Below are 25,749 nucleotides of genomic sequence, written 5' to 3'. Positions count from 1 at the left end.
TTGCCATGACTGCCGTAACCGACACCCTTCTCAACGCCCTCGAACACTGCGGTATGGTCGAAATCGACGGCCTGCACGCTTTCGAATTCGCCCTCGACGAAGACGACAACCTGCACATCGAATGCATCGATGGCCGGGCAGCCAAGCATTGGGAGTTCACCCCGGCTCAGGTGGCAGCGGCGACGTTTGATGAAGATCTGCAGAGCTGGCTGATCGTCGGTTTTTCCAGCGACACCAAAACCGTTGGCGAACACCGTCTGGTCTGCCTCGGCGATGTACTGAGCAGCGCCGACGACGAGGATGAAACCGAATGAACATGCGTAAATTCTGGCCATTGCTGATGGCCGGCAGCGTCGGCGCGATGGGCCTTTCCAGCGCCTCGGCCGAAAGCTTCCAGTTGCTGGTCGGCTCCTACACCGCCGGCACCAGCGAAGGCCTCTACCGGATGAACTTCGACAGCGCCACCGGCCAGATCGACGCCAAGCCGCTGCAAGTGATCAAGAGCGAAAACCCGTCGTGGCTGACCCTGTCCAAGGATCAGCACCGGGTGTTCGTGGTCAACGAAAACGGCCCTGGCCAGAAAGATCCGGTTGGTCGCGTCAGCAGCTATTCCATCGATCCGAAGACCCACGCGCTGACCCTGATCAATCAGGTGCAGAGCCTGGGCAACGAGCCGACCCATTCCAGCCTCAGCGGCGACGCCAGCCATCTGTTCGTCAGCAACTACTCGGTGGTTGAAGACCCGGGCGGCACCCTCGCGGTATTGCCGGTCGGCAGCGACGGCAAGCTCAAACCGGTGGTGCAGATGAGCGCGCACCCGGCGAGCCGGGTCAATCCCGAGCGTCAGGCCTCGAACCACGTGCACTCGACGGTCTCTTCGCCGGACGGTCGTTACGTGTTCTCCAATGACCTGGGTGCGGACAAGGTCTTCATCTACCAATTCGACCCGAAAGCCAACCCGGACCTGCCGCTGACCCCGGCGAAAACCGCGTCGGTGCAACTGCCAGCCGGCAGCGGCCCGCGTCATCTGCTGTTCAGCGCTGACGGCAAACATGCCTGGCTGACCATGGAAATGAGCGCTCAGGTCGCGGTATTCGACTACAAGGACGGCGTGCTGACCCAGACGCAAATGGTCGATCTGGCTGCCGGCCAGCCGACCTCGGACAAAGCCGCCGCCGCGCTGCACGCGTCCGCCGATGGCAAATTCCTCTACGTCAGCAACCGTGGCACCGCCAATCAGTTGCTGGTGTTCGCCATCGATCCGGCCAGCGGCCAGCTCAAGGAACTGCAACGACGTTCGGTGGAAGGCGATCACCCGCGTGAGTTCAGCCTCGATCCGAGCGGCAAATTCCTACTGATTGCCAACCAGAAGAGCAACCAGATTGTCGTGGTCGAGCGCGATGGCAAGACCGGTCTGCTGGGCAAAACCGTGCAAAAACTGCCGATGGACGCCCCGAGCGATCTGAAGTTTCTCGTGCGTCAATAAGCCGCAGGCCCCGGTCTACGGGGCCTGAAGCGTTGTATTAATCCTGCTGATAACAGGTAATGTTGCAAAGCATTTCAAGCGATCAACCCTCGAGCGTTAAGTTTGCTTCACGGCCCAACCGGGCAAGCAAGCCAACTGAACACGAGGGTTACCGCCATGAACTTCAATCTCTTCTCGATCATCGCCGCTTCCGCCATCTCCGCCACCGTGGCCCTGCCTGCCAGTGCCAACGTTGAAATCAGCGACAAAAAATCCCACACCCAGAGCTACACCCAGAAATACCTGCAACAAAGCGCCAACTTCTACGCCGCGCTGGATCACAAAGCTCAACACTGAAATTTCCGTCACGCCCTGGAACTGCCCAAGGCTGCGATCCTTTGATCTTGTTTATCAAAAAGCAAAATCAAAAGATCGCAGCCTTGGGCAGTTTTTTGCCTGCGCAGTGACTGGCGATAGCTATTTTCAAACGACGAGATAGATCGGCTAAATAATCAACGAAGCTGATGGTTACTATGCCAAACCCTGAGTGGTTACCCCGGCTTTTTTGATCGATTCTGTGGACCTCGAAACATTGTCCACGGAGCACACATCATGGCCAGTTCAATCATCACTTCCGCCAAACGCGGCGCCTACGTGGCCATCGGTCTGTACCTGGTCATGGTGCTGTTTGTCAGTCTGGCGTCGCAGTCGCAACACAGCTTCGAAGCACCGATCGACGTCGCCCATCCCGGCATCCAGTTCGAACTTCGCTCGCAAAACGCGACGGTGGATTCAGCTGAACTCGCGGGAGTCGGCGGAGCATGAAAGGCTACAGACTCTGGGTCATTGCCGGACTGGCGTTCATGACCAACGGCGCATCGCTTTTGGGGGTCGGCCAGGGCTCGGTCGGCGGACTGGCCCGGGCCATAGAGGCCAACCACAGCATTGCTCACAACATCGAACGGGCCAATGCGCTGGGGCTGTTGGCCGGCAATCCGCCGGTGAAAACCCCCAGCGGTTTTCTTGGCCCGTTCGAAGTGGATTGCTCGGCCATCGGCATGTGTGAAGTGCTGGCGTAACGCGCCTACTTTTTCATGATGCCGGTGAACAGCTCCGACTCAAGAAACCGCTGCAACCAGGCCTGCAACCGCACGTAAGGCGTCTGCGCAAACCAGTCACGATCAACGTGAGCGAATTGGCGAACGAACGGAAACAGCGCGATATCGGCCAGGCTCGGATGCCCGGCCAGCAAGTAATCGCGTCCTTCGAGCAACTCATCCAGTCTCTGCAAGAACAGAGCCCCTTCGGCGCGATAAACCTCCATCGGCTGTTCCGGATAACGCTCGGCGTACTTGTAGCGATTCAAGTGAACCTTGAATATCTGATCGTTACCCTGAATCAACTTGTCCGCCCACAACGCCCCGAACGAATCATCCTTGAGCAACCAGTCATCCGGATCATTCTGCGCCAGCGCCCAGCGCATGATTTCCAGGCTTTCATCGATCACCTGACCGTACGCATCCAGTACTGGCACCGTGCCCTTGGGCGAGATCGCCAGCATCTCCGCCGGTTTTGCCTTGAGGCTCACCTCGACGATGTCCACCGGCACGCCCGAATAACGCAGGGCCATCCGCGCCCGCATCGCGTACGGGCAGCGGCGGAAGGAATACAGCGTGTTCATTTCACCTCCAGTGTGCTCAAACCGTTGCCCTGGCGCTGTACCTGAATCTGCACCGGAATCCGCTCGTGCATTTCCTGCACGTGGGAAATCACCGCGACCTTGCGGCCCTGCGCCTGCAAGCCGTCGAGGGCGTCCATGGCCAGTTGCAGGGATTCCGGATCGAGGCTGCCGAAGCCCTCGTCGATGAACAGCGATTCGATTTTCAGCGTGCTCGACGCCATCGAGGCCAGACCCAGCGCGAGGGCCAGCGACACGAGGAAGGTTTCGCCGCCGGACAGCGAATGCACCGAGCGCAGTTCGTCGCCCATTTCGGTGTCCATCACCAGCAGGCCGAGCATGCTGCCGCCGCGCTTGAGGCGATAGCGCTTGACCAGTTGCCGCAGCTGCACGTTGGCGTGATGCACCAGCAGGTCGAGGTTGTAGGCCTGGGCGATCTTGCGGAAGGTGTCGCCGGTGGCCGAGCCGATCAAGGCATTGAGCCGCGCCCAGCGCTGATACTCGGCATAGGCGTCGGCGATCTGCTGCGCGAGCGCCTGATTGGCGTTCTGGCGGCGCTGGTCTTCGGCCTGCTCGGCGCGCAGTTCGGCGCATTGCTGTTCGCTGGCCGTGCACTGGGTTTGCAGGTCGGCGAGGGCGCTGGCGAGTTGTTCGGCATCCAGGTTGCCGTGGTGTTGGGCCTGATGGGCGAGCAACTGGCGCTCACGCTCTTGCACCAGCACGCTGGCCTGTTCGATGGCTTTGTCGTTGTGCTGCAAACGCTGGCGCAATTCGCTGAGCTGCGCATGATCGACCTGCAGCAACGCTTCGAGGCCGCCGTCATCCAGCTCCGGATGCTGCGCGCGCCAGTCGCTGATCTTGCTGATCAGCTCAGTGTGTTCGCTTTCAAGTCCCTGCAAGCGTTCTCGCTGGGCTTTGAGTTCGGCGGCGAGTTGTACTCGCTGCGTGCCAACGTCGTGGAGTGCGTTTGCGGTGCCGGTTTCAGCGTCGCGGGCAGTTTTTACCGCCAGCTCAAGCTGTTGTTGCCAGTTTTCGGCGCTGCTGTGTTCGCCGAGCAATTGCGCAAGCTGCTCTTGGCTCGCCTGTTGCTGCGCGGCCAAGGCAATGAATTGTTGTTCAGCGGTTTGCTGTTGTTCGGCGCGGCGTTGCTGATGATCCTGCTCTTTCTCCAGCGTTTGCTGGCGTTGTTGCTGTTCGGCCAGTTCGTCCTTTTGCTGATCGAGTTGTGCCAGGCGTTCGGCAATCTCTCGGTCGAGTTGCATGAACGTCGCCGCCGGCTCGACACGCAAAGCTTCTAGGGTCTCGGCCGGCAGCAGGCTGGCGAATGCGTTGAGCTCTTCGTCCAGTCGTTGTCGGTCGCTGCTCAGTTGCTGTTGTTGATGACTCAATTGCTGCGCCGCTTGTTGATGCTCGGTTTCCGCCTGACGCAATTGCTGCGCCAGTCGTGCGGCGTCCTGTTGCAGGGTGAGCAGGGCGCTCTGGCGCTGTTCGTCCTGATTGATGCTCTGGTTCAGCTTTGAATTTTGCTGGGCCAGCCAGGCGTCGCGTGTTGCCGCGTCCTGATCGAGCAGCGAAGTGGCCTGCGGGTGCGCCGCAAGGATCGGGGCCAGCGCCTGCTGCTGCGCCGTCAATGCTTCGCGTTGCTGCAACAGTTCCTTCTGCCGGGCGATCACGCCGCGAGCATCGGCGCGCAGTTCGTTGAGTTTTTCCTGGAGCTGATTGACCGCGAGCTGGGCGTTCGCCTGTTCGCTTTCATCGTGCCGGCCGAGGCTTTGCAGCAGTGCCTCGGGCTGATGATAGGGATGCTCATGGCTGCCGCAGACCGGGCACGGCTGATCGTCCGCAAGCTGTGCGCGCAACTCCTCGACGCTGGCACTGCGCGCCAGTCGCTGGCGTTCCAGCAGTTCGCGGGTGACGTTGAGGGTCTGTTCGGCCACTGCCAGCTCGGCGCTGGATTTGACCCCGTCTTGATTCAGGCGCTCACGTTCGGCCTGGGCGTCGAGTTGCCGTTGTTGCAAATCGGCACCACGTTTATCCAACTCCTGCTGGCTGGCCCACAGCCGCGTCAGCTCTTCGATGGCGTGCAATTGTTTGCGGTTGTCTTGCAGCAAGCCGCCCAGAATGCCGATCTGCTCGGCGACCGCGTCCGGCTCGGCGCCAGCTTCCTTGAACAGCACTTCCAGTTGCTGCTTTTGCGCGGCAAGCGTTTCGGCGCTACGGCTAGCGCTGGCTTTGAGGGAAGCCAGTTCGCTCTGGCCGGTGTTGAACCGGCTGCTCACGACCATCAGCTTTTGCAGATTGTCGCGATACACCGTCCACGAATCGCTCAACGGTGCCAGATGCGCGCTCTGCTCCAGCTCGCCGGCGATTCGCTGCAAGCGTTCACCGACTTCCAGCTGCTTGGCCTGCAACGCTTGAATCGTATTCAGTCCCTGCGCGCAGGCCTGTTCGGCGTTCTTTTTGGCCTCGGCACTGAGCGCGGTGTCCTTGGCCAGCCGGGCGAGGGTGCTTTGTTCTTCAAAGGCCTGACGCAACGGCAAACCACTTTCAGTCTGGCGCTGCTGCGTATTGCTCAGAGCTTTTTTCGCCGTCGCGAGGGTGTGTTCCAGCTGGGTCTGGCGCTCGCCCAGTTCACCGTGTTGTTGACTATGCGCGGCAATCTGTGTCGCCAGCGGGGTCAACAGCGCATCGATGTCAGTTTTGCGGGCGAACTGGTGCCGTTGCGGGGCAAGTTGTTCCAGGCGGGTGAGCTTCAGACGCTCACCGGCCAGCGACTCCCGTTCGTGCTCGGCGCTGTGCAGTTGTTCGGCGGCAGCTTGTTGCGAGTCTTGCAGCCGAAGCAGTTCCTTGAGCCAGTCGTGTTGTTGCTCGATCTGTTTGAGCTGCGCCTGCTGCAATTTCAGTTGTTGCTGAGCGGCATTGAAGCGCTCGTCGAGTTCCGCGCGGGCCTCGGGGGCCAGCGGGGTCACGCCGGTGGCCTGATCCTGCAACTGCTTGTGGGCTTCGCGGGCCTCTTTGGTCTTGTCAAATGCGCGACGGCCGAGGCGGGTGTAGAGCGCGGTGTCGGTGAGCTTTTCCAGCAATTCGCTGCGGTCGTTGTCATCGGCCTTGAGGAAGGCGCTGAACTCGCTCTGGGCCAGCAGCACGGCGCGGGTGAACTGTTCGAAGTTCAGGCCCAGCGCGGCTTCGAGCTGAGTCTTGTACTCGCCTTTCTGGCTGGCGAGCAGTTGATCCTGATCGATGTCGCGCAGGCTCTGACGGCTGGCCTGCAACTTGCCGCCGGCCTTTTCCCGGGCGCGGTTGGCTTCCCAGCGCGCGCGATAGCGGCGGCCGTCGACGCCGACAAAATCCACTTCGGCAAAACCTTCGCCCGTACCGCGACGCAGCAGGGTGCGCGGGTCGCCGGTGGCGATTTCGCCGTCGGCGTCCGGCACCTTGGCGTCACGCCCGGTGTTGTTCAGGCGCGGTACGGCGCCGAACAGCGCCAGGCACAGGGCATCGAGCAAAGTACTTTTGCCGGCGCCGGTCGGGCCGGTGATCGCGAACAGGCCGGCACTGGCCAGCGGTTCGGCGGTGAAGTCAATTTCGAACGGGCCGGCCAGCGAGGCGAGGTTTTTCAAGCGAATGGCGAGAATCTTCATGGCTGCTCGCCCTCCATCTGTACGTCTTGCAGCAGCTCGGCGAAGTCCTTGAGGGTTTGCTCATCGACCTCGCTGCCGTAGTTGTCGAGCCAGGCGCGGCTGAACAATTCCTGCGGTGTGAGCTGGTCAAGTTCGATCAGCGCGCTGCCGTCCTCCGCGCCGTCAGCGCCACGGTTGCCGGCGTATTCGGCGGCGATTCGCACCAGTCGCACAGCCTTGCCTTGCAGGGCGCTTTCGACCTGATGGCGCAGATCCGGTTGTGGCTCATCGAGGCGCACTCGCACTTCCAGCCACGGCTGGCGCTGGGTCTCGGCCAGCAGGTCGATGTTCGGCAGGTCCGCCAGTTGCAGCAGGATTTCCGCCAGCGGCGCAGGGCCGAGGCGCTGAAGGTTGACGGAGCGGGGGATCAGCATCGGCTCGACGCTGACCAGGGTTTCGCCGTCCAGAACGACGTCGAGCACCTGGTGCTGATAACTGATTTCCGAGAACGACAACGGGATCGGCGAGCCGCTGTAGCGAATCCTTTCTTCGCCGTTGACCTTCTGCGGTTTGTGCAAATGGCCGAGCGCGACATAGCTGATGCTCGGCCCGAACAGGCTGGCGGGCAGGGCTTCGGCGTTGCCGATGATCAGGCTGCGCTCGGAGTCCTCCGACACCGAGCCGCCGGCCATGTGCGCGTGGCTGATGGCGACCAGTGCCTGGCCCGGTTGGCGCTTCGCGTTCGCCGCTTCGATCAGCCATTCATGCACCTGACCAATGCCGCGCAGATAGTTGTCGCCCAGATGCGCGCCGGTCACTTCGGCAGGCCGCAGGAACGGCAGCGCCAGGCACCACGCGGCGATCTCGCCGGACGCATTCGGCAGCGGCAACAACAGACGCTCTGCATCCAGCTGTCCGTCATCCAGCCACAACACCCGGCCCAGCGCATGGGTACGCAAACGCCGCATCAACGGCGCGGGCAATTCGATCCGCGAGCCGGAATCGTGGTTGCCGGCGATCATCACAATGGTCAGCAACGGCTGCTGTTCGTGGGCGCTGACGATGAAATCGTAGAGGCGTTCCTGGGCTTTGACCGGTGGATTGACCGTGTCGAAGATGTCGCCGGCAATCAGCAGCACGTCCGGCTGCGCCAGCTTCAATTGACGCAGCAGCCACTCGAGAAAACAGGCGTGCTCGAAATCGCGCTCCTGTCCGTGCAGGTTCTGCCCAAGGTGCCAGTCGGAGGTGTGAAACAGACGCAAGGCTGACTCCGCAATATAAAGAGGTGATGGCCGCCTGGATGAGAGGGGCGGCGAAAGAGGGGAGAGTTTACAGATTATTGCGTCATGAGGGCTGACCGTGCCCTGGGACGTCAGTTGAAGGGTATGTGACGGCATTATGACCGTTCGTCGGCAACGCAAGGGCGTTGCATCCATTAATTGACGCCAAAATAGTGGCCATCTAATATCGCGCCACTAATTTGATATCAGTGTGCCGCTACGAGGGAACGAACAGGCTTTCATGGCTTTTGCCGTGATCGTCCGGGCAACGCTTGATCGCCTTGCGCAACTTCTCCCTATCCGATTTTGCTCTGACGGGCGCCATTCGCAACCCCGTCGGGATCGTCGCGCCTGCCTTCAAATCGCCCATCCTGCCTGTGCATTGAGACCTTTACATGGACGTTCGTCAGTTCGCCTTTCTCGCTCGCCTGCCATCTGCCGCCGTAAAAAGCCGTGATCAGTTTTGCGGTATGCCCAAGCGAGGACTGGCGTTTTTGCTGGCCAACGTCATGTTCTGGCAGCCGATGTGGGCCCAGGCGGACGGCATCGTGGTGGCCAACCCTGGCACCACCCTTGATCGCGCCGGCAACGGCGTACAGATCATCAACATCGCCACGCCCAACGGGGCCGGTCTGTCGCACAACCAGTTCCATGACTACAACGTCGGCGCGCAGGGCGTCATCCTCAACAACGGCTCCAACCAGGCTTCGTCGACCCAACTGGGCGGGTACGTCATTGACAACCCGCACCTGAAAAATAGTGGTTCGGCCCAGGCGATCCTCAACGAAGTCATCGGTGGCAGCCCGAGCCAGTTGCGCGGTTACACCGAAGTGGCGGGGCAGTCGGCGCGGGTGATCGTCGCCAACCCGTACGGTATCAGTTGCAACGGTTGCGGGTTTATCAACACGCCTCGCGTCACCCTCACCACCGGCAAACCGGTGCTGGATGGCAGCGGTCGCCTGGACCGTTTCCAGGTCGATCAGGGCAGCGTCGCCATTGAGGGCGCCGGGCTCAACGCAACCAATGTCGACCGCTTCGAAATCATCACCCGCACGGCGAAGATCAACGCCGAGATCCAGGCGAAAAACCTGACCATCGTTGCCGGGCGCAACGACGTCAACGCCGACAACCTTAACGCCACGGCCCGCGCCGACGACGGCAGCGCCAAGCCGCAACTGGCCATCGACTCCTCGGCGCTGGGCGGCATGTACGCCGGTGCGATCAAACTGGTCGGCACCGAGGCCGGGGTCGGGGTGAAACTCGACGGCAAACTGATTGCCAGCGGCGGTGACATCCAGCTCGACGCCAACGGCCAGTTGAGCCTGGCCGAGACCTCGGCCACCGGCGCGGTCAACGTCAAGGCCGCCAGCCTGGAGACCCGCTCGGCGGTCTACGCCGGCACTTCGCTGAACGTGCAGACCCAGGGCGACCTGACCAACCGGCAGACGCTTGCGGCGCGGGATAGCATCAGCCTCAGTGCGGGCGGTCAGTTGACCAACGCCGGGGCCATTGAAGCCGGGGTCAATGCTGACGGCAGTCGCAATGCCAATGGCGATCTGAGCCTGAGCGCGCAAGCCATCGACAACCGCGGCAAAGGCCTGGTCGCGAGCCGTAACCTGACGGTTGACGCCGCACAGACTTTGAATAACCAGAGCGGCACACTCAGCGGCCAGAACACCCGTGTTACCGCCGGCACGCTGGACAACCGCAACGTCGGCCGCGTGCTCGGCAGCGCCTCCCTGAACCTCAACGCCGGTCAGGTGCTCAACACCCAGGGCGTGATCAACAGCGCGGGCAACCTGACCGGCACGGTCGGACAGCTCATCAATCGCAACGGCGAACTGAGCAGTCAGGGCGACACCGTGTTGACGGTCACATCGCTGGATAACGTCGCCGGCCTGATGATGGCCGGGCGGATGCTGGACATCACCGCGTCGGGGGCGATCAACAACACCACCGGCAAACTCGGTGGCAAGACTGCCCTGAACGTGCGCGCGCAAAGTCTCGACAACAGCCAGCAAGGCCAGTTGATCAGCGAAGGCACGCTGACCACCCGCATCAGCGGCCAGCTGAACAACCAGAGCAAGGGCCTGATCCAGGCGAACGGTGCCATGGACGTGCAGGCCACTCGCCTGGACAACCGCGCCGGCAAGATTTCCGGCCTCGACAACCTGACGGTCAGCAGCGCCAACACGGATAACCGGGGTGGTGTGATTCGCTCGGACAAGGCGCTGAGGGCGCTGGTCGGCGAACTGGACAACCGCGACAAGGGCCGGCTCGAAAGCAAAGCGGCACTGACCTTCGAAGGCAACAAACTGGACAACCGCAATGGCGGCCTGCTGACCTCGACCGGGCTGATGACGCTCAAGGCCGGCGAAGTGAGCAACGCCGCCGGGCGAATGTCCGGCAAGGCTGATATCGACGCCAACATCGATACCCTGAACCAGCAGGGCGGTGAACTGGTCGCCGAAGGCAATCTGCTGCTCACCGGCAAAAACCTCGATAACCGCCAGGATGGTCTGGTCGGCTCGCTGAAAAACCTGACCGTGAATGTCGAGCAGATCGACAACCGCGGCGGTTCGCTGTCCAGCCAGCAGGCGCTGTTGGTCAACGGCGCGCGTCTGGATAACAGCGAGGGCGGCAAAGTGTTGTCCGACACCACGCTGGGCCTGAAGGTCGCGCAGATCATCAACGCCACCAATGGCCTGATTTTCAGCAAGGGCGCGAGCACCCTGAGCGGGATCGGATTGAGCAACGTCGGCGGGCGGATCGTCAGCCAGGCGGATCTGCAACTGAGCTTCGATGAGGCCATGGACAACCAGGGCGGTCTGATCAGCAGCGAAGGGCGGCTGACCCTCAAGGTCGGCAGCCTCGACAATCGCCTGGGCAAACTGTCGAGCCTTGAGGCAATGGCGTTGACCTCGACCGGCGCGGTGCTGAACCAGGGCGGTCTGATCGCTTCGCAAAAAGGCCTGGTGTTCAACAGCGGCAGTCTCGACAACAGCGACCAGGGCATCATCAGCGCCAAGGCCGATTCGACGCTGACCACCGGTGAATTCAAGAACCGTCATGAAGGCAGCCTGGCCACCGACGGCACCCTGCAGCTGAAAGCCGCGCACCTGGACAACTCCGGCGGGCGCATCGGCAGCCAGCAGCAACTCGACGTGTCGGTCACTTCGCTGGAGCAGGATGGCGGCGAGCTGTTCAGCAACGCCGACCTGACGCTGGACATGAACCACGGCGTGTTGAACAACCAGCGCGGCAACCTGCATACGCCGGGTCAGCTGCTGCTGAAAAACCTCGCCGAGGTGAACAACAGCGCCGGTGAAATCTCTGGCGCGAATGCCTGGAGCCTGAATGCGCAAAGCCTGAACAACGATGGCGGCAAGTTGCTGAGCAACCAGAAGCTGACCCTGGTTGTCGATCAGGCGTTGAGCAACATCAAGGGCCTGATCGCTTCAGCCAGCCTCGAAAGCCGCAGCGCCAGTCTGAACAACACCGGCGGCGAAATCCGTGGGCGCGGCGAAGTCGACCTGACCGTCACCGACCTGTTCGACAACCAGGCCGGCGTGGTCATCGCCGACGATGGCCTGCGCGTCACGGCGGCCCGTCTGGACAACCGTCAGGAAGGTCTGGTGGGGTCCACAAAAGCGCTGACACTCACCGTTGACCGCGTCGACAACCGCAGCGGTGAACTGTCGAGCAAGGCCGGTGTGAGCCTGATTGGCGCCTGGCTCGACAACAGCGACAGCGGCTACATCGCCGCCGGCGGCAATCTGGCGCTGACGGTGGGGCAGGTCATCAACCGCAACAAGGGCCTGATGGGTGGTGACAGCGGTCTCACGCTGACCGGGCAGACCCTGGAAAACAGCGGTCGTCTGAGCAGCGGCAAAGACCTGGCGATCACCCTGTCATCGGACTTGAACAACAATCAGGGCAGCCTGATCAGCGAAGGTGCGCTGGCGATCAATGCCCAACGCCTGAGCAACAACGGCGGCACGCTCTCCAGTGCCAAAAACCTCACGGTCGACACCCGAGGCGCCGTCAGCAACCAGGGCGGCAAACTGCTCACCGACACCGCGCTGACGATCAACAGCAGTGTTCTGGATAACCAGCAAAAGGGTGTCATCAGCAGCAAGACCGGCCTGAACATCAACACCGGTGACCTCAACAACCGTCAGGGCAGCATTTACTCGGCCGATCGACTGGAGTTGAGCGCAGATCAAGTGACCAATACTGGCGGCAGCATCGGCGCTGCCAACTCTCTGGTGGCCAACCTCAAGGGGCTCGATCAGCAGGGCGGCAAGCTGTTCAGCACCGGCGACCTGAGTCTTGACCTGAAGGGCGGTGCGCTGAACAACCAGGACGGCTTCGTCACGGCGCCGGGCCAATTGCTGCTGAAAAACCTCGGTGAGGTGAACAACCGGGGCGGCGATATTTCCAGCGAGCAGGCCTTTGACCTGATCGCCGCGTCGCTGGACAACAGCGGTGGCCAGGTGCTGAGCAACCAGAAACTCACCCTGACCATCGACAAGGCGCTGAGCTCGATCAAAGGCAAGATCGCCGCCGCCGCGTTGCAGATCCGGGCGGCGAGCCTGGATAACAGCGATGGCGGCGTGTTGCTCAGCGACAGCGATCTCGAGGTGACCGTCGACGGCCTGTTGAGCAACCGCAACAAAGGCAGCATCAAGGCTGCGCAACAGTTGACCCTCAACAGTACCGGTCTGGACAACCAGGGTGGCGAGTTGGTGGGCATCGCTGGCCTGGCCATCGATCTGGGCAGCAGCGCGCAGGATCTGAACAACCAGGACGGCATGATCAGCAGCAAAGGCCTGCTGAGCATTGCCCACCTGCGTGACCTCAATAACCAGAGCGGCGTGATCAACAGCAAGGGCGTGCTGAGCATCGCCACGCTGCGTGCCCTGAACAACCAGAAAGGTGAAATCTCCAGCGTCAACAGTTTCAGCCTCACCGGCAACAGCCTGGACAACCGCGGCGGCAACCTGATCAGCAACGATCAACTGACCCTCACCGCGCCCGAGCTGAAAAACCAGGGCGGTCTGATCTCTGGCTGGAAGGGCGTAACCGTCACTGGCGGCACTCTCGACAACAGCCAGGAAGGCAGCGTCTCCAGCCTGCTCGGCAACCTGAACATCGACCTTAGCGGTGCGTTGATCAACCACAGCAACGGCGGGTTGGGCGGCGTCGGCGAGGTGACCATCAAGGCCACCCGCCTGGACAACACCAGCGGCACCGTCACCAGCGGCGGCAAACAGACCCTGACCATCACCGGCGGCACGATCAGCAACGGCGCCGGCGGTTTCATTGAAAGCGGCGACTCCCTCGATGTCCGCGCGGCTACCCTGAACAACGCCGGTGGCCGGATCACGGCCAACAAAGCGCTGACCTTCACCGGTACGCAACTGGACAACAGCGGCGGCAGTCTGGTCGGCAAGGACAGCGTCACCCTCGACCTGCTCGGCGCCCTGACCAACGTCAACGGCGCACTCGGCAGCACCGGGCCGCTGGTGATCAAGCGCTCGGCCAGCGTCGACAACCGCGGCGGCCAATTGATCAGCCAGAGCCTGCTCGACCTGCTGACCCACGGTGACCTGAACAACAGCGCGGGCGGCACGATTTCGGCCAACGGTCAACTCGACCTCAAGGCCGACGGCACCCTGCACAACAACGCCGACGGCCTGATCTCCAGCCGCGATGCCGCCGTCAACCTGACCGCCGCCGCGCTGAACAACGGCAAAGGCGCGGTGCAGAGTTTCACCGCGCTGACCGTGAACACCGGTACCGGGGCCATCGACAACCAGGGCGGTAAACTCATCGCTCAGACCGGCGATCTGAACATCACCGCTGCCAGTCTCGACAACCGGGGCGGGATGCTGTCCAGTCTCAAGGGCCTGCTGCAAACCCGTCTGACCGGCGTGTTGCGCAACGGCCAGGGCGGCAAGATCGAAGGCAGTCGCCTCGACTTGCGCGCACTCGGCGGCATCTATAGCGACGGCGGTCGTATCGCTGCCAACACCGGCGACATCCTGCTGAATGCCGGCACCAATGCGCTCGACAACAGCGGTGGCGGCATCTACGCCAAAGGCCAGGTGAAAGTCAGCGCCGGCTCGATGAACAACAGCGCCGGCCAGGTCAGCGGCAGTGTTATCGACCTCGGTGCGGGCACGAGTTTGACCAACCGCGGTGGTCTGATCGAAAGCGCCGGCACCCTGGCCGTGCGTGCCACCAACCTCGACAACCAGAGCGGCAAGCTGCGTGCCCTGGGCACCAGCGGCAAGACTGACTTCCAGATCGGCAGCCTGTTCGATAACCGCAATGGTCTGGTGGAAACCGCCAACACCAACTTCACTCTGGCCGCGCCGAGCTTCCTCAACGCCGGCGGTTCGGTGACCCACGTGGGCGCGGGCGAGTTCGACATCTCTACCGCCAACGTGATGAACGCCGGCGGCTCGCTGGTGACTCGCGGCGGCTTGACCCTCAACGCCGACAGCTGGACCAACAGCAGCGTCATCCAGGCCGGGCGCCTGACGCTCAACATCAACAACTTCACGCAAACGGCCAGCGGCCAGGTGCTGGCCTCGAACCAGCTCACCGGGCGCGGGGTGAACTGGTACAACGACGGGTTGATTGCCAGTGATGGCGGCATGGATATCCAGTTGGGTGGCCGGTATGGCGGCAATGGCCGGATCAGTAGCGTCGGAACGATGGGACTCAGCGCGTCGCAGATCGATGTGACGGCCGCTGCCAGCATCACTGGCGCTTCCGATTCCACGATCATCAGCCGCGGCAGCCTGACCAACTTCGGGCGCATCACGTCGGCTGATCGACTGACGGTCAATGCCGACGCGCTCACCAACAACGGAACACTGGGCAGCGCTGGAAGACTGCGGATCAACAGCAATTCGCTGCTGAACCAGAACGGGCTGATCTTCAGCGGCGAAGACATGGCGCTACGGGTCGGTACGCTCACCAACCGCTACGCCGACATCTACGGCATGGGCAACATCAGCATTGCCCGGGACGACAGCAATGGCTGGAGTTCTTCGATCAACAACATTTCCGGGACCATCGAGAGCACCGGTGACCTGAGCCTGGCGGCGGATCACATCGAGAACCGCAAGGATGTGTTTGAGGTGGCCGGAGGCGGATTGATCTCCGGTACGATCGGCGTTCGTTGCACGACTTGCACTTCCTTCAGCAACGTCCTTCGCGAGTCGAATCTGCCAAGCCATATGGTCTGGGTGGAAAAATACCAATCGACCATCGTCAAGGACTCGGCAGCGGGTACGTTGACTGCCGGCCGAAATCTTGTGGGCAGCGCGCGTGATTTCATCAACGACGCCTCGGTGGTCAGCGCAGGACGTGACCTGACACTTAACGTGCAGAATTTCACCAACCAAGGGGCCACGGTCGGGGACTACACCGTCACCCGCTGGTTTGATTCGCCAGGCAGTAAAGAAAAAAATATCTTCTTTTGGGAGGATGTTCTTGCTTACAACGCCGCAAACGATCCGAACTATGACTCGGGCAAAACCGGTGTCTGGAACGGCAAGATCGTCATGGTCCCCACCATACATACCTGGGACATGAACGAGGTTGAATCCCTGACCGCGATACGTAGCCGTCAAGGTGGCGGTGAAGCGCCGAGGTTCTATGTATTTGGCTCGATCATTCTCAATAGCGACGCCAAGTTCTTCTATCCCGGTTCGAGCTACGCCAGCGGCGTACGCACAGAAGCCCCGAGCGCCGTCAAGAACGCAACGTTTTTCAGAAACACCACCGTTGAAAGCAGCCCATCGGCCAACGCCAATGCCGTCGTTCAGGCGGGCGGCACGGTCTACATCAACGCGACAAACAAACTCGACAACGGCGTCGTTCGCAACGGTAACGCATCGGCGGGCGGGGCGTCTCGCCTGGGCTCCACTCAACTGGGTGGCGGGGTGGTCCCGACGGTCATCCGCATCAATTCCCAGCTGCCGCCGGACCTTGCGCAACAACAGGTCAACCCGCTGTCCCTGCCGGGCTTCACTCTGCCAACCGGCGAGAACGGTCTGTTCCGTCTCAGCCACAAGGGCGGTAGCGAGCAAGACCTGGTAGCCAATCGCGACTGGACCATCGGCACCATTGCCGCCAGCGCCACCCAGCGTTCGGACGGCATGCCCGCACGGTCGGCGACCGCGTTGCAGTTCGACCAGAACGACCCGGTCTCGAAGAAAAAACGCGATCTGGCCTTGAGCGGCGTTCCCTCGCTGAACCTCAACGACAAGACCGCACAGTTCAACGTAGGCCCGGTGGCCGGCGACGGACCGGTCGGCGTACTGGCGCCCAACCGTGGCCAGGTTTCGTTCGACGTACCTCGCGTACAGGGCCTGCCCGACACCAGCGTGCGCTCCAACCCGCACAAGTACCTGATCGAAACCAACCCGGCGCTGACCAACCTCAAGCAGTTCATGAGCTCGGACTACCTGCTGGGCAAGCTCGGCTACGACCCCGACACCAGCGCCAAACGCCTGGGTGACGGCCTGTTCGAGCAGCGCATGGTGCAGCAGGCCGTGGTCGCCCGCACCGGCCAGCGTTTCATCGACGGCCAGACCTCCGACGAAGCGATGTTCAAGTACCTCATGAACAACGCGGTCGCCAGCAAGGATCAGCTCAATCTGTCCCTCGGCGTGACCCTGACGGCTCAGCAAGTGGCGGCACTGACCCACGACATCGTCTGGCTCGAAGAGCACGAAGTGAACGGCGAAAAAGTCCTGGTGCCAGTGCTGTACCTGGCCCAGGCCAACAACCGCCTGGCGCCGAACGGCGCGCTGATCCAGGGCGGTGACGTGACCCTGATCGCCGGCGGCGACCTGAACAACGCCGGCACCTTGCGTGCCTCCAACAACCTGTCGGCAGAGGCTGGCAACAACCTGACCAACACCGGCCTGATCGAAGCCGGCGAACGCCTGACCCTCAAGGCCGGCAACGACATCATCAACAAATCCGGCGGTATCATCTCCGGCAAGGATGTCAGCCTGACCGCAACCAACGGTAGCGTGATCAACCAGCGCGACGTGTTCAGCATCGACAGCAACCGTGGCGGCAACCTGTTCCACCGCGATGTACTGGACAACGCCTCTCGGATCGAAGCGGCCAATGACCTGACGATCAAATCCGGCAAAGACATCAACAACATCGGGGGTGTGCTGCAAAGCGGCCGCGACATGACGCTCGATGCCGATCGCGACGTCAACATCACCTCGGTTCAGGATCGCAGCACCACAGGTCGGGGCAGCAGCTTCCTCAATCAGACCATTACTCAGCATGGCGCTGAAGTTAAGTCCGGGCGGGATCTGACGATCAGTGCCGATCGTGATGTGGCGGTTGTGGGTAGTCGGCTGGATGCGAAGCGGGATCTCGGTTTGAACGCTGGTAACGATGTCCTCATAACGTCTGCGGCGAATGAAAGCGAGTATGTGGCTCGGAGCAAGCGGACTCAGGTTGAGTCGTTGAATGTGTCCCAACAGTCCAGTGTCATCAACGCGGGTCGTGATATCGCTGTCAGCGCCGGGAAGGACCTGAATCTTATTGCCAGTCGAATCAGCGCCAGCAATGAGGCGTACTTGTTCGCCGGTGATGACGTAAATGTCGAGACGGCAGAGGACGTCGATTACGACTACTACTCGAAAACCAAAAAAGGTTCGTTTGGCAAGAAAAAGTCCACGATGAGCGAAAGCGAGACAGTCTTGTCCGTGAGTTCGACAATCGAGGCAGGTTCCAAGCTGGTGATCTCGGGTGGACAAGATGTCAACTTGATCGGTGCCAAGCTTAATAGCGATGGAACATTGCTGGCTTCTGCTGGCCGTGACATCAACTTGCTTGCTGCCGAAGACTCCCACAGCCAAGCCACTGCCTCCTCGAAAAAAGGCTGGAGTTCAAGCAAGTCCAGCAGCAGTGAGGTGACGCAGACGCGTCTGAACAGTACCGAGCTCAGCGCAAAGAATATCGAACTAAAGTCGAGCCACGACATCACCTTGCAAGCGGCGGCTTTGCGTGCGGTGAACGAGGTAAAACTGACGGCTGAAAACGATGTCCTGATCGGCGCAGCTCAAGAGACCCAGACCTCCAGCCAGTCGAAAAGCTCCAGCAAGACGGGGTTCACGATTGGAGGAGAGCTTTCCTCCACTCGGAAAACCCAGCACGGCCAGCAATCCTCAACTCAAAATATTGGTAGCGATATCAGCGCTGGCAGCATTCAGATCAAGAGCGGCCGTGATTCGGTGGTAGAGGGCAGCACGCTGGTTGCCGACAAGAATATCGGTATCAATGCTGGTCGAAATCTTGAGATCACCAGCGCGGAAAACTCCGAGTCTTCAAGTTCTAAATCTGGTAGTAAAAAGGTCGGGCAAATTGGGTCCTGGTGGCAGCCAGCGACCGGTATCGTCAAGACCAAAGAGGCCGATCAAAGCACTTCGACCCGTCAGTCCGGCAGTCAGATCGCCTCTCTGGGTGGCGATATTTCGCTCATCGCTGGGGATCACTACACTCAGAGTGCGAGCCAACTGGTAACCCCGCAAGGTGATATCGGCATAAAGGCCAAACACGTCGATATCGAAGCAGGATTCGACACGCTGAATACCAACAAAACAGCCAGCACCAATCGTACTGCTGTGGGTGGGACAGTCAGTATTCCGCTGGTTGACGCCCTGCGCGGTATTCAGCAGATGGGGGAGGCCGCGCAGAAAACCAGCGATGACCGAATGGTAGCGCTGGCTGCTGTGAATGCTGCCATGAGTGCCAGCCAGGCGTTCGATGCCGGGCAGGCAATGATGCAGGACCCGAGAGTCGGGGTGAAAGTCAGCGTCAACCTGAGCAACAGCCAGAGCAGTATGAACAGCAGCCAAAGCGGCCGTAATGTTGTCGGCAGTGATGTTGTTGCAGGCGGTAATGTCAGCATTGTCGCGACAGGGGCGGGAGCCGACAGTGACATCAATGTCGTGGGCAGTCGAATCGAGGGTGGCGGTGACGTCAGCCTCAAGGCCGACGGGGATATCAATCTGCTGTCTGCCCAAAATACAGCGCATCAGGAAAGCACCAACAGTAATGGTGGCTGGAGCGCGGGTATTGGTTTCGGCTTCGGTCAAAGCAATGGCATCACCTTTGAACTGGCCGCCAACAAAGGGCGTGGCAGTTCCGACGGTGATGATGTAACCCACACCAACACGTCGATAAAGTCAGGTCATACGCTCAACCTGCAGAGCGGCGGGGACACCAACATCAAAGGCGCAGTCGCCAATGGTGAAACGGTCAAAGTTAAAGTAGGCGGTGACCTTAATATCGAGAGTCAGCAGGACACCAGTACGTTTACCTCCAAGCAACTGAGCGCAAACGTTGGCCTCAGTGTTTGCATCCCGCCTTTTTGTGTAGGTACCAGCAGCATCAGTGGCGGTATCGCTTCCCAGCATATGCAAAGCGACTATGCCAGCGTTTCCGAGCAGTCGGGGATCAAGGCGGGTAATGGTGGATTCCAGGTTGAAGTAGCGGGGAATACCGATTTGGTGGGGGCTGTTATCGCCAGCACTGACAAAGCGGTCGCCGATGGCAAAAATACGCTGAGCACCGGCACTTTGACGAGCTCCGATATCAAGAACAAGGCTGAGTACGATGCCAGCAGCATCAACCTCAGTGGTGGTTACGGATTCAACGCAGGTAGTGGTGCCAGCAATAGCGGCACTGCAAATCGTGGAGGCCCTGTCGTTACCACCAAAGAAGGTGCAAACGCCAGCGCGCCAATCGTTCTATTTGCCAGCGGCAACTCTAGCAGCACAACCCACAGCGGGATCAGTGGTGCCGCAGTGACAATCACTAACGATGCCAAACAACAGGAACTGACCGGGAAAACGGCCGAGCAAACAATTGCAGCGATCAATACCAATGTTTCCAGTGATCGCGACGGAAGTAACAAACTCAAACCGATTTTCGACGCTCAGGAAATTGGCGTGAATTTCGAGATTGTCGGCAAGTTTGTACAGAACGTTTCGCAGTACATAGAAAACCGTGCTCAGGAAGCGGACACCAAGAAAAAGCAGGCTGATCTGGAGTTGGCGGCTTCCCACGACCCAAAATTGTCTGAGTCTGCAAAAGCTCGTCATCGTGAGAACTACTTAAAGCTCGCGCAAGAAGTCAAAAGTATTGGCGAGAACTGGGGACCTGGAGGAACTTACCGGCAAATCGCGACGGCGTTGGTTGCCGGAGTCAGTGGCGGAGTCACGGGTAGCAGCGCCCAGTTCGCTCAGAACATGGTGGTCAACTATGTTCAGCAACAGGGCTCGGACTACATTGGGCAACTGGTCTTGAAAGGGCTGAAGGAGGGCGGCCCGGTACATGCGGGTCTGCATGCGATCCTCGGTTGTGCTGGCGCTGCTGCCAGCAATCAAAGTTGCTCGGCTGGTGCATTGGGTGGAGCAGCTGCCAGTGTGCTGACGGGACTGTTTTCAGACCCTGATCCGAATGAAACAGCAGCGGATCGAGAGACCAAACGTAACCTCATCACTAGCCTGGTGACCGCCATTGCTGCGGCGGCCAACCCTGATGGTGCAGCCACTGCGAACAATGCGGCAATCGCGAACGTTGATAACAACTGGCTGGCCACCCAACAGGAAGTGCAAAGGGATAAGGAACTCGACGCGGCACCGGATCTTATCGAGAAGCTCAAGGTATGGCGTAAATGGAGAAGCATTGACACCACTCAGAATATGGTTACCGGCTTCGGTTTGATCATCGGATTGCAGGAAGGCGGCTGGGAGGATGTTGAAGGTATTGCAGACTTCATCGCGAGCCCTATGGAGAGCCTCAGCGGTATTCGGCAGTTTGTTGAAAGCAAAGAACTGCGTGAAAAAATTGGCGATGCAGCGGTCAATAGCCTGCTGGAGTCTATTGGCCGGATGGAGTACGCGCTGGAGTACGGTGGTACGGACCAGGCTCTGCAATTGGGTCGGGATATCGGAAAGCTTTTGTACACAGTGGGGGGGCTTGCCGTCGAGATAGGCGGGTTGGCGAAAGGAGCTTCTGCTCTAGGAAAAGTCGGCGTAGAGATTTCAAGCAAAGCCCTGAGTCAACTGGTCGGCAAGGATGGTGCGAAGGTAGGCGAGGCAATTTCTCAACTGGAAGTATCCAGCGTCAATAATATAAAAACAGTCGTAACCACCAAGAATCTACCTAAAAACTCTATTACCAATGTACGAGCCATCTCTGCCGACGAGGCCAATGCTCCGTTTGTAGCGAAGGGCTGGAATCCACCGTATGACACGGGGTCACAGGTGCGAACCTTTACCACGACTACTGATATAAAATTCGCCCGTGTTTCTACTGTGGATAACCCACAAGGAGCATTTTTGGTGAGAGCTGACGAAATTGCGGGCATGACACCTCAACAAATTCAGCAGCACCTGGCATTGCCGAAAGTCCCTACTCAGGTCGCGGACGTGACTGTTCCTCCGGGGACTAACATGCAGGTTGGCCGTGTAGCAGCACAGCCTGAGTTTGGAGCGAGCAGCAAAGGTGGTGTTCAGTACCAGTTGTTGGGCCAGATACCAAACGAAAGCTTTGGAATACCGAGGGCGTTGTAATGACTAAAGTCGTTGATCTGGATAAGGTTTCAAAAACAATCGAAATTTCAGAGTCGTTAACTCTTGTATTGATTGATCGACTTGGTCAGGAAGCCTTGCACGGCTCTATTGAGTGTGCGAGGAATATTTATCTGTTAGATGAAGCTGGACAGGTTGTGTGGCAGGTGGTTTCGGATTTTGATACCGATGGCGGAGCCTTCACGAATATCATCCTCAGTGACGGTCGGATTCAAGCCTATAGATGGGACGGTGGAATGTACGATATTGATGTAGAAACGGGAAAGGCGGTTCCTGGTTTGCTGGTCAGATGAACTAGTCAAGCCTACGGAAAGGAAAGGGGGGGTTATTGTTGGTCGGGTGTTGGAAGTGATTCGTGGCGAGCTCACCGGGCCAACGCAACGTAAATTTTTCATTCGTTGCTTAATATGAAATGAATATGAAAATGTAAAAGAGTGGACAAAAAAGGACAAAGGTTGGGGCGGATTTATTTGATTGAGTGGATTTAATAAATTTGTCGTCTTTTTTGCTGTTAAGCAAAATTGTCCTCTTTGTTCTATATGAGGCATAACTTTCGAGTGCGTGGATGAAGCTGAAGTTTTTCCGAAGGTCGGCGGGGTATTATCCCGTTATAGGTGAGGTTTTTCATGACGTGGCGGAAGTTTTACCCAATCAAGAAGGAGCGCAGCGTTATGATCTTTATGTATGCAGCGCCCTCGGTGCAATTGCACAGATGCCGGAAGATTGTGATCGCATGTTGGCCGCTATCTCATCCATAGAAGAGGGTCTCGAGGCATTCATTTGTGATGGGGGGAATGATGTTTTGTTGAATATGAGCGCCGACGGGGTGCAAGTCGATATTCTGATCAATGACGACTGGACCGGGCAACCGGAAAGCCGGTTCGAATTGCAGGAGTGGCGCAAAATTCTCGAGCGGTGGAAGTCTCTTCTTGAACTGCCCAAAGGGTTCGACGAAATTTTACTGTTGAGCCTGCCATAAGGAAGGGCAAGAAACACCTAGAATGGATAGTTTTTGAGTTCAGGGGTTTTGTCGAGTGGTTACTGAAGATTTGCAGATTATTAAAGAAATTTTTTCAGTTGGTCGAGACCGGCATCGTCCAGAAGTACTATTCGTTTCATTATCATGTAGAAGCTGGTGAGAGCCACATGGAAACGGAGCTGTGCGTTGAAAAGGATGGTGTAGAGGGACAAAAAAGGGGACTAAAAAAGGGGGAAGATTTATTTGATTCACCAAAAGGGGACAGATTTATTTGATTAAAAAAATCTGTCCCCTTTGTTGTAAAAAAGATGCGGCAGGTAAAATTGTTGGCGGATTTAAAGATAATGTTCCCACGAAGACAGTCTATGATCCGAAAATTTTTCCTGATCGGAAAATTCTTGATCTAGGGCAGCAGGCCGCAGCAGCTGGTTTCAAGGACGCGCAATCCAAAGGACTGAGCCAATATATCTCTTTTGCCGGCGGCATCTCGTTCAGGGTGTATTTAGATAAGGTCACAGGTACGGTGAATAATGTCCACCCGAATTAAAAATGTGAGGTGCATATGAGAGAGTTGTTCGGTCAGCCATATAACCAGTCAGACCCTAATTGGATTGTTAAAGGGTATTTTGACAGGATGTATAGTGACGGCCGTTTTATCGAGGCGGTTGGCTACATTGTGAAAAGATGGGGGTTCAGTGTGGATGGGGCATACTGTAACTTTCCTGATGAAAGCAGCCCGCTCGACGAAGAACACTTCGAAGGGGTGGAGTTTTCCTATGGCTATACCCCGAGTGATGAGGACACCATCGTCGTCAGCGAATCGGTTTGTACTGAGTACCTTCGGCTAGCTTGTGAGAAGTACCTTCAGCGTCATCCTGAAGATAAGGCGAAAATAGAAGAACTCTTACGGGTTATCTCTTTTTGAATTTAAGAAAAAAGGGGGCGGATTTATTTGATTAAATAAATCTGTCCCCTTTTCTTTTTCCAAAACGGTAGGGGTGACAACTGTCAGGTTTATGCGTAGCGATCCGAGTTCTATACGACCGGATTCGCTGAGGCTGAGCTACACAATTGATGACAAGGTTAGAACCGTGGTGTTTAAAAATGAAGCCAAACAAATTCCGGAGATCATAAATTGATTGCTGAAGACTTCGAAATTATCAAGGAGGTTTTTGAGATCGTTGAGGCTGGTATCGTTCAAGGATATGACGCATTCCACTATCATGTCGAAGTTGGTGAAAGCCATATGGAGACAGAGCTTTGTGTTGAGAAAAATGGTTTAGAAAGCTGGAGTGCTGAAGCTGACTTTGATGATTCAAAGGTCTATTTTCTGGTGGAGCGATTAAGGGCAAATGCTATCAAGCGCGGTGAGCTATGGAAGTCTTTTGTTCTGTCTTATCGCGAAGGAGAACAAGTGCGGACGAAGTTTAACTATTGAGTAGAAGCTGTAAAAAGGGGGGCAGATTGATTTTATTAAATTTGCCCCCTTTTTTTCTTGAATGGCGCCTATTTCGCCAAGAAGGGAAATGACACAGCCACAAAAAAGGGGGGGCAGATTTATTTAATTAAATAGAACTGTCCCCTTTATGCGTTTTTATTAAATAAATCTGTCATTTTTTTTCTATTGTCATGGGCAGGTGGTCATGAAAGTTGGCGATTTTGTTGAGCTGGAGGGGTGGTTGGTTATTATCGACTTTAGGCTTTTTCTCGTGCCCGAAAATTATTCGGAGAATTATGAGCAAGGTGAAAAAGTCGAAATTTCCAAGCCGGAAATAATGTTTTCCATAACTGATAGCGTTCTTCCTCTGGGCGGTGGGAGAAGTTTTATCTTTCATCGATCTAAAATTTCAGGCGTATTGGAGAGCGTTCTGCCGACAGTGGTTGCGGTAACGTCTTTGTTTGTTGAGGAAAGGGGGGGCGGGTTCTTGTGTGTAGATCTTGAAGATAAGAATATTGAGAAGTGTAAAACTCGGTATGATGAGTTTCTCGAAAAAAACCAAGCTGTCAATTCGGATGATTGGCTTGATTGTGAGTAAAAGGGGAAGTAAAAGAGGGAGTTATTAAGTTATGAAATTCTGGTCTGTCTGTATTCAATCTCTTGGGCAGGATGAGCATGGGGCGGCTGTTGTGGATCTCTTGCAGAAGGTTCAAGAGTCGCCAACAATTTCAGAAACGCCAGACAGCTATAATGATCCGGATGGGAAAACAGTATTCTATAAGTTTGTAAAGTCTGGCTTGGAATTCGGGTTCCGCTCGGGGAAGTTAAACCATATCCATTTTTTTGTGCAGCCTCACGAGGGATATTCAGCGTACAGCGCAGATGTACTTGATCGCGTGGCTCAAACTTGGGTCGTGCAAGATGTCGTGAGCGAGTTAGGTCCTGCCGACAAAGGTGGGCCAGCCAAGGTTGATATGTTGATTGGCCAGATTCAGCAGTGGTGTAAATATGAGCAACCTACGCATGACTTGCGGATGGAGTTTTCGGAGGATGGTCGTTTGTGGAAAGTGACGTTGATCTCGCTTTGATCTCGTGATTCGCCCGGGTTAAAAAGTAATGGTTTTTCGGGGAGAGAGAATGCCGACTACACGTTTGCCTGATGAACTTTTTGAAGAATTTTTGCAGTTGCTGAACTCTTCGGGTCTGCTCTCGGCCGAATCCTTGGAGATGGCATTGTCTGATCTGGGCGGCGCGCAGGGCGTTGTGGAAAACGCCTACTATATTTCAGCGTATGAACTTTTAGGTAGTGCATTGGTGTCAGCCAATTCATTCCAAAGTGTTTTGATTTTCTTTAAGGATTTTCAACGTTACCTGGGTGAAGGGGTGGAGCAGCGTTATTACTTTGTAGAGTCTATAGTCGACTGTTTCTCAGCCCGAGGAGACAATGTTGCCGCTCTCATCGAGGCAGCACCTTCAAGTTATAGGGTTTACTTGCATAAGAAGTTTCCAAAAAAGGGGGCAGATTTATTTGATTAAATAAATCTGCCCCCTTTGTATAATGCCTTTGTATATTTGGAGAGGTGTATATGATTTGCCCAAGATGTCAGCAGGATGACGTTATCAAGGCGATGATAAAAGCG

General features: G+C 57.7%; 17 protein-coding genes. 14 read left to right on the top strand and 3 right to left on the bottom strand.

The features are described from left to right. Positions 1-5 precede the first annotated feature (5 nt). The 5 genes from M5G18_RS07570 (at position 6) to M5G18_RS07550 (ending at position 2,544) form a co-directional block, all read left to right on the top strand. Entirely contained in the window at positions 6-314 is a 309-nt protein-coding gene (locus M5G18_RS07570; RefSeq protein WP_085605117.1) for a DUF5629 family protein, read from the top strand. Further along, positions 311-1,486 carry a lactonase family protein gene (locus M5G18_RS07565; RefSeq protein ID WP_273897382.1) on the top strand — a complete coding sequence of 392 codons (1,176 nt, stop codon included), beginning with the start codon at positions 311-313 and terminating at the stop codon, positions 1,484-1,486. Before M5G18_RS07570 ends, M5G18_RS07565 begins: the two co-directional genes overlap by 4 nt. A 156-nt stretch (positions 1,487-1,642) precedes the next feature. Beyond that, on the top strand, positions 1,643-1,822 hold the full coding sequence (locus M5G18_RS07560; protein WP_011334602.1) for a hypothetical protein: 180 nt from the start codon (positions 1,643-1,645) through the stop codon (positions 1,820-1,822). Between the two features lie 255 nt (positions 1,823-2,077). Then, positions 2,078-2,290 carry a hypothetical protein gene (locus M5G18_RS07555; protein WP_085746241.1) on the top strand — a complete coding sequence of 71 codons (213 nt, stop codon included), beginning with the start codon at positions 2,078-2,080 and terminating at the stop codon, positions 2,288-2,290. Beyond that, positions 2,287-2,544 carry a hypothetical protein gene (locus M5G18_RS07550; protein ID WP_273897381.1) on the top strand — a complete coding sequence of 86 codons (258 nt, stop codon included), beginning with the start codon at positions 2,287-2,289 and terminating at the stop codon, positions 2,542-2,544. Before M5G18_RS07555 ends, M5G18_RS07550 begins: the two co-directional genes overlap by 4 nt. A gap of 5 nt (positions 2,545-2,549) precedes the next feature. On the opposite strand, the gene M5G18_RS07545 is transcribed toward M5G18_RS07550, so the two are convergent. The 3 genes from M5G18_RS07545 to M5G18_RS07535 are packed head-to-tail and all read right to left on the bottom strand — an operon-like array spanning position 2,550 to position 8,025. Continuing rightward, on the bottom strand, positions 2,550-3,146 hold the full coding sequence (locus M5G18_RS07545) for a glutathione S-transferase (RefSeq protein ID WP_273897380.1): 597 nt from the start codon (positions 3,144-3,146) through the stop codon (positions 2,550-2,552). Next, positions 3,143-6,784: an AAA family ATPase gene (locus tag M5G18_RS07540; protein ID WP_273897379.1), complete on the bottom strand. Its 3,642-nt coding sequence runs from the start codon at positions 6,782-6,784 to the stop codon at positions 3,143-3,145. The genes M5G18_RS07545 and M5G18_RS07540 overlap by 4 nt, the downstream gene beginning before the upstream one ends. After that, positions 6,781-8,025 (bottom strand): exonuclease SbcCD subunit D C-terminal domain-containing protein, encoded by a 1,245-nt coding sequence (locus M5G18_RS07535; RefSeq protein WP_007959327.1) that lies wholly within the window; start codon positions 8,023-8,025, stop codon positions 6,781-6,783. Before M5G18_RS07535 ends, M5G18_RS07540 begins: the two co-directional genes overlap by 4 nt. Positions 8,026-8,438: 413 nt before the next feature. Here M5G18_RS07535 and M5G18_RS07530 point away from each other — a divergent pair, with 413 nt between their 5' ends. From M5G18_RS07530 to M5G18_RS07490, 9 genes are all read left to right on the top strand, one after another. Continuing rightward, the gene (locus M5G18_RS07530; RefSeq protein ID WP_273897378.1) at positions 8,439-21,674 is read left to right on the top strand and encodes a hemagglutinin repeat-containing protein; all 13,236 of its coding nucleotides are present in this window, start codon (positions 8,439-8,441) and stop codon (positions 21,672-21,674) included. Further along, positions 21,674-21,985 (top strand): DUF7957 family protein, encoded by a 312-nt coding sequence (locus tag M5G18_RS07525; RefSeq protein WP_273897377.1) that lies wholly within the window; start codon positions 21,674-21,676, stop codon positions 21,983-21,985. Before M5G18_RS07530 ends, M5G18_RS07525 begins: the two co-directional genes overlap by 1 nt. Before the next feature lie 272 nt (positions 21,986-22,257). Beyond that, complete coding sequence (locus M5G18_RS07520; protein ID WP_273897376.1) at positions 22,258-22,671, top strand: hypothetical protein; 414 nt, start codon at positions 22,258-22,260, stop codon at positions 22,669-22,671. A 271-nt stretch (positions 22,672-22,942) separates the two neighbouring features. Then, on the top strand, positions 22,943-23,218 hold the full coding sequence (locus tag M5G18_RS07515; protein ID WP_273897375.1) for a CdiA family toxin C-terminal domain-containing protein: 276 nt from the start codon (positions 22,943-22,945) through the stop codon (positions 23,216-23,218). A 15-nt stretch (positions 23,219-23,233) separates the two neighbouring features. After that, positions 23,234-23,596, top strand: coding sequence for a ribonuclease toxin immunity protein CdiI (gene cdiI, locus M5G18_RS07510; protein ID WP_273897374.1), 363 nt, complete (start codon positions 23,234-23,236; stop codon positions 23,594-23,596). A 210-nt stretch (positions 23,597-23,806) separates the two neighbouring features. After that, positions 23,807-24,109: a hypothetical protein gene (locus M5G18_RS07505; protein WP_273897373.1), complete on the top strand. Its 303-nt coding sequence runs from the start codon at positions 23,807-23,809 to the stop codon at positions 24,107-24,109. 205 nt (positions 24,110-24,314) lie between these two features. Then, positions 24,315-24,707, top strand: a complete 393-nt coding sequence (locus M5G18_RS07500; protein ID WP_273897372.1) for a hypothetical protein — start codon at positions 24,315-24,317, stop codon at positions 24,705-24,707. A gap of 31 nt (positions 24,708-24,738) precedes the next feature. Beyond that, positions 24,739-25,197, top strand: a complete 459-nt coding sequence (locus M5G18_RS07495; RefSeq protein WP_273897371.1) for a hypothetical protein — start codon at positions 24,739-24,741, stop codon at positions 25,195-25,197. A gap of 49 nt (positions 25,198-25,246) precedes the next feature. Continuing rightward, complete coding sequence (locus tag M5G18_RS07490; protein ID WP_273897370.1) at positions 25,247-25,645, top strand: hypothetical protein; 399 nt, start codon at positions 25,247-25,249, stop codon at positions 25,643-25,645. The last annotated feature ends 104 nt before the right edge of the window (positions 25,646-25,749 follow it).

Origin of the sequence: Pseudomonas aphyarum (genome assembly GCF_028657055.1) — a bacterium.
Taxonomy (GTDB): Bacteria; Pseudomonadota; Gammaproteobacteria; order Pseudomonadales; family Pseudomonadaceae; genus Aquipseudomonas; species Aquipseudomonas aphyarum.
The sequence above is the reverse complement of the archived record's forward strand: the minus strand, read 5'-3'. Positions and strand labels throughout refer to the sequence as shown.

Coding starts and splice junctions, on each gene's coding strand:
- M5G18_RS07570 (WP_085605117.1), top strand. CDS start 6: ATGACTGCCGTAACCGACACCCTTCTCAACGCCCTCGAACACTGCGGT.
- M5G18_RS07565 (WP_273897382.1), top strand. CDS start 311: ATGAACATGCGTAAATTCTGGCCATTGCTGATGGCCGGCAGCGTCGGC.
- M5G18_RS07560 (WP_011334602.1), top strand. CDS start 1,643: ATGAACTTCAATCTCTTCTCGATCATCGCCGCTTCCGCCATCTCCGCC.
- M5G18_RS07555 (WP_085746241.1), top strand. CDS start 2,078: ATGGCCAGTTCAATCATCACTTCCGCCAAACGCGGCGCCTACGTGGCC.
- M5G18_RS07550 (WP_273897381.1), top strand. CDS start 2,287: ATGAAAGGCTACAGACTCTGGGTCATTGCCGGACTGGCGTTCATGACC.
- M5G18_RS07545 (WP_273897380.1), bottom strand. CDS start 3,146: ATGAACACGCTGTATTCCTTCCGCCGCTGCCCGTACGCGATGCGGGCG.
- M5G18_RS07540 (WP_273897379.1), bottom strand. CDS start 6,784: ATGAAGATTCTCGCCATTCGCTTGAAAAACCTCGCCTCGCTGGCCGGC.
- M5G18_RS07530 (WP_273897378.1), top strand. CDS start 8,439: ATGGACGTTCGTCAGTTCGCCTTTCTCGCTCGCCTGCCATCTGCCGCC.
- M5G18_RS07525 (WP_273897377.1), top strand. CDS start 21,674: ATGACTAAAGTCGTTGATCTGGATAAGGTTTCAAAAACAATCGAAATT.
- M5G18_RS07520 (WP_273897376.1), top strand. CDS start 22,258: ATGAAGCTGAAGTTTTTCCGAAGGTCGGCGGGGTATTATCCCGTTATA.
- cdiI (WP_273897374.1), top strand. CDS start 23,234: ATGAGAGAGTTGTTCGGTCAGCCATATAACCAGTCAGACCCTAATTGG.
- M5G18_RS07500 (WP_273897372.1), top strand. CDS start 24,315: ATGAAAGTTGGCGATTTTGTTGAGCTGGAGGGGTGGTTGGTTATTATC.
- M5G18_RS07495 (WP_273897371.1), top strand. CDS start 24,739: ATGAAATTCTGGTCTGTCTGTATTCAATCTCTTGGGCAGGATGAGCAT.
- M5G18_RS07490 (WP_273897370.1), top strand. CDS start 25,247: ATGCCGACTACACGTTTGCCTGATGAACTTTTTGAAGAATTTTTGCAG.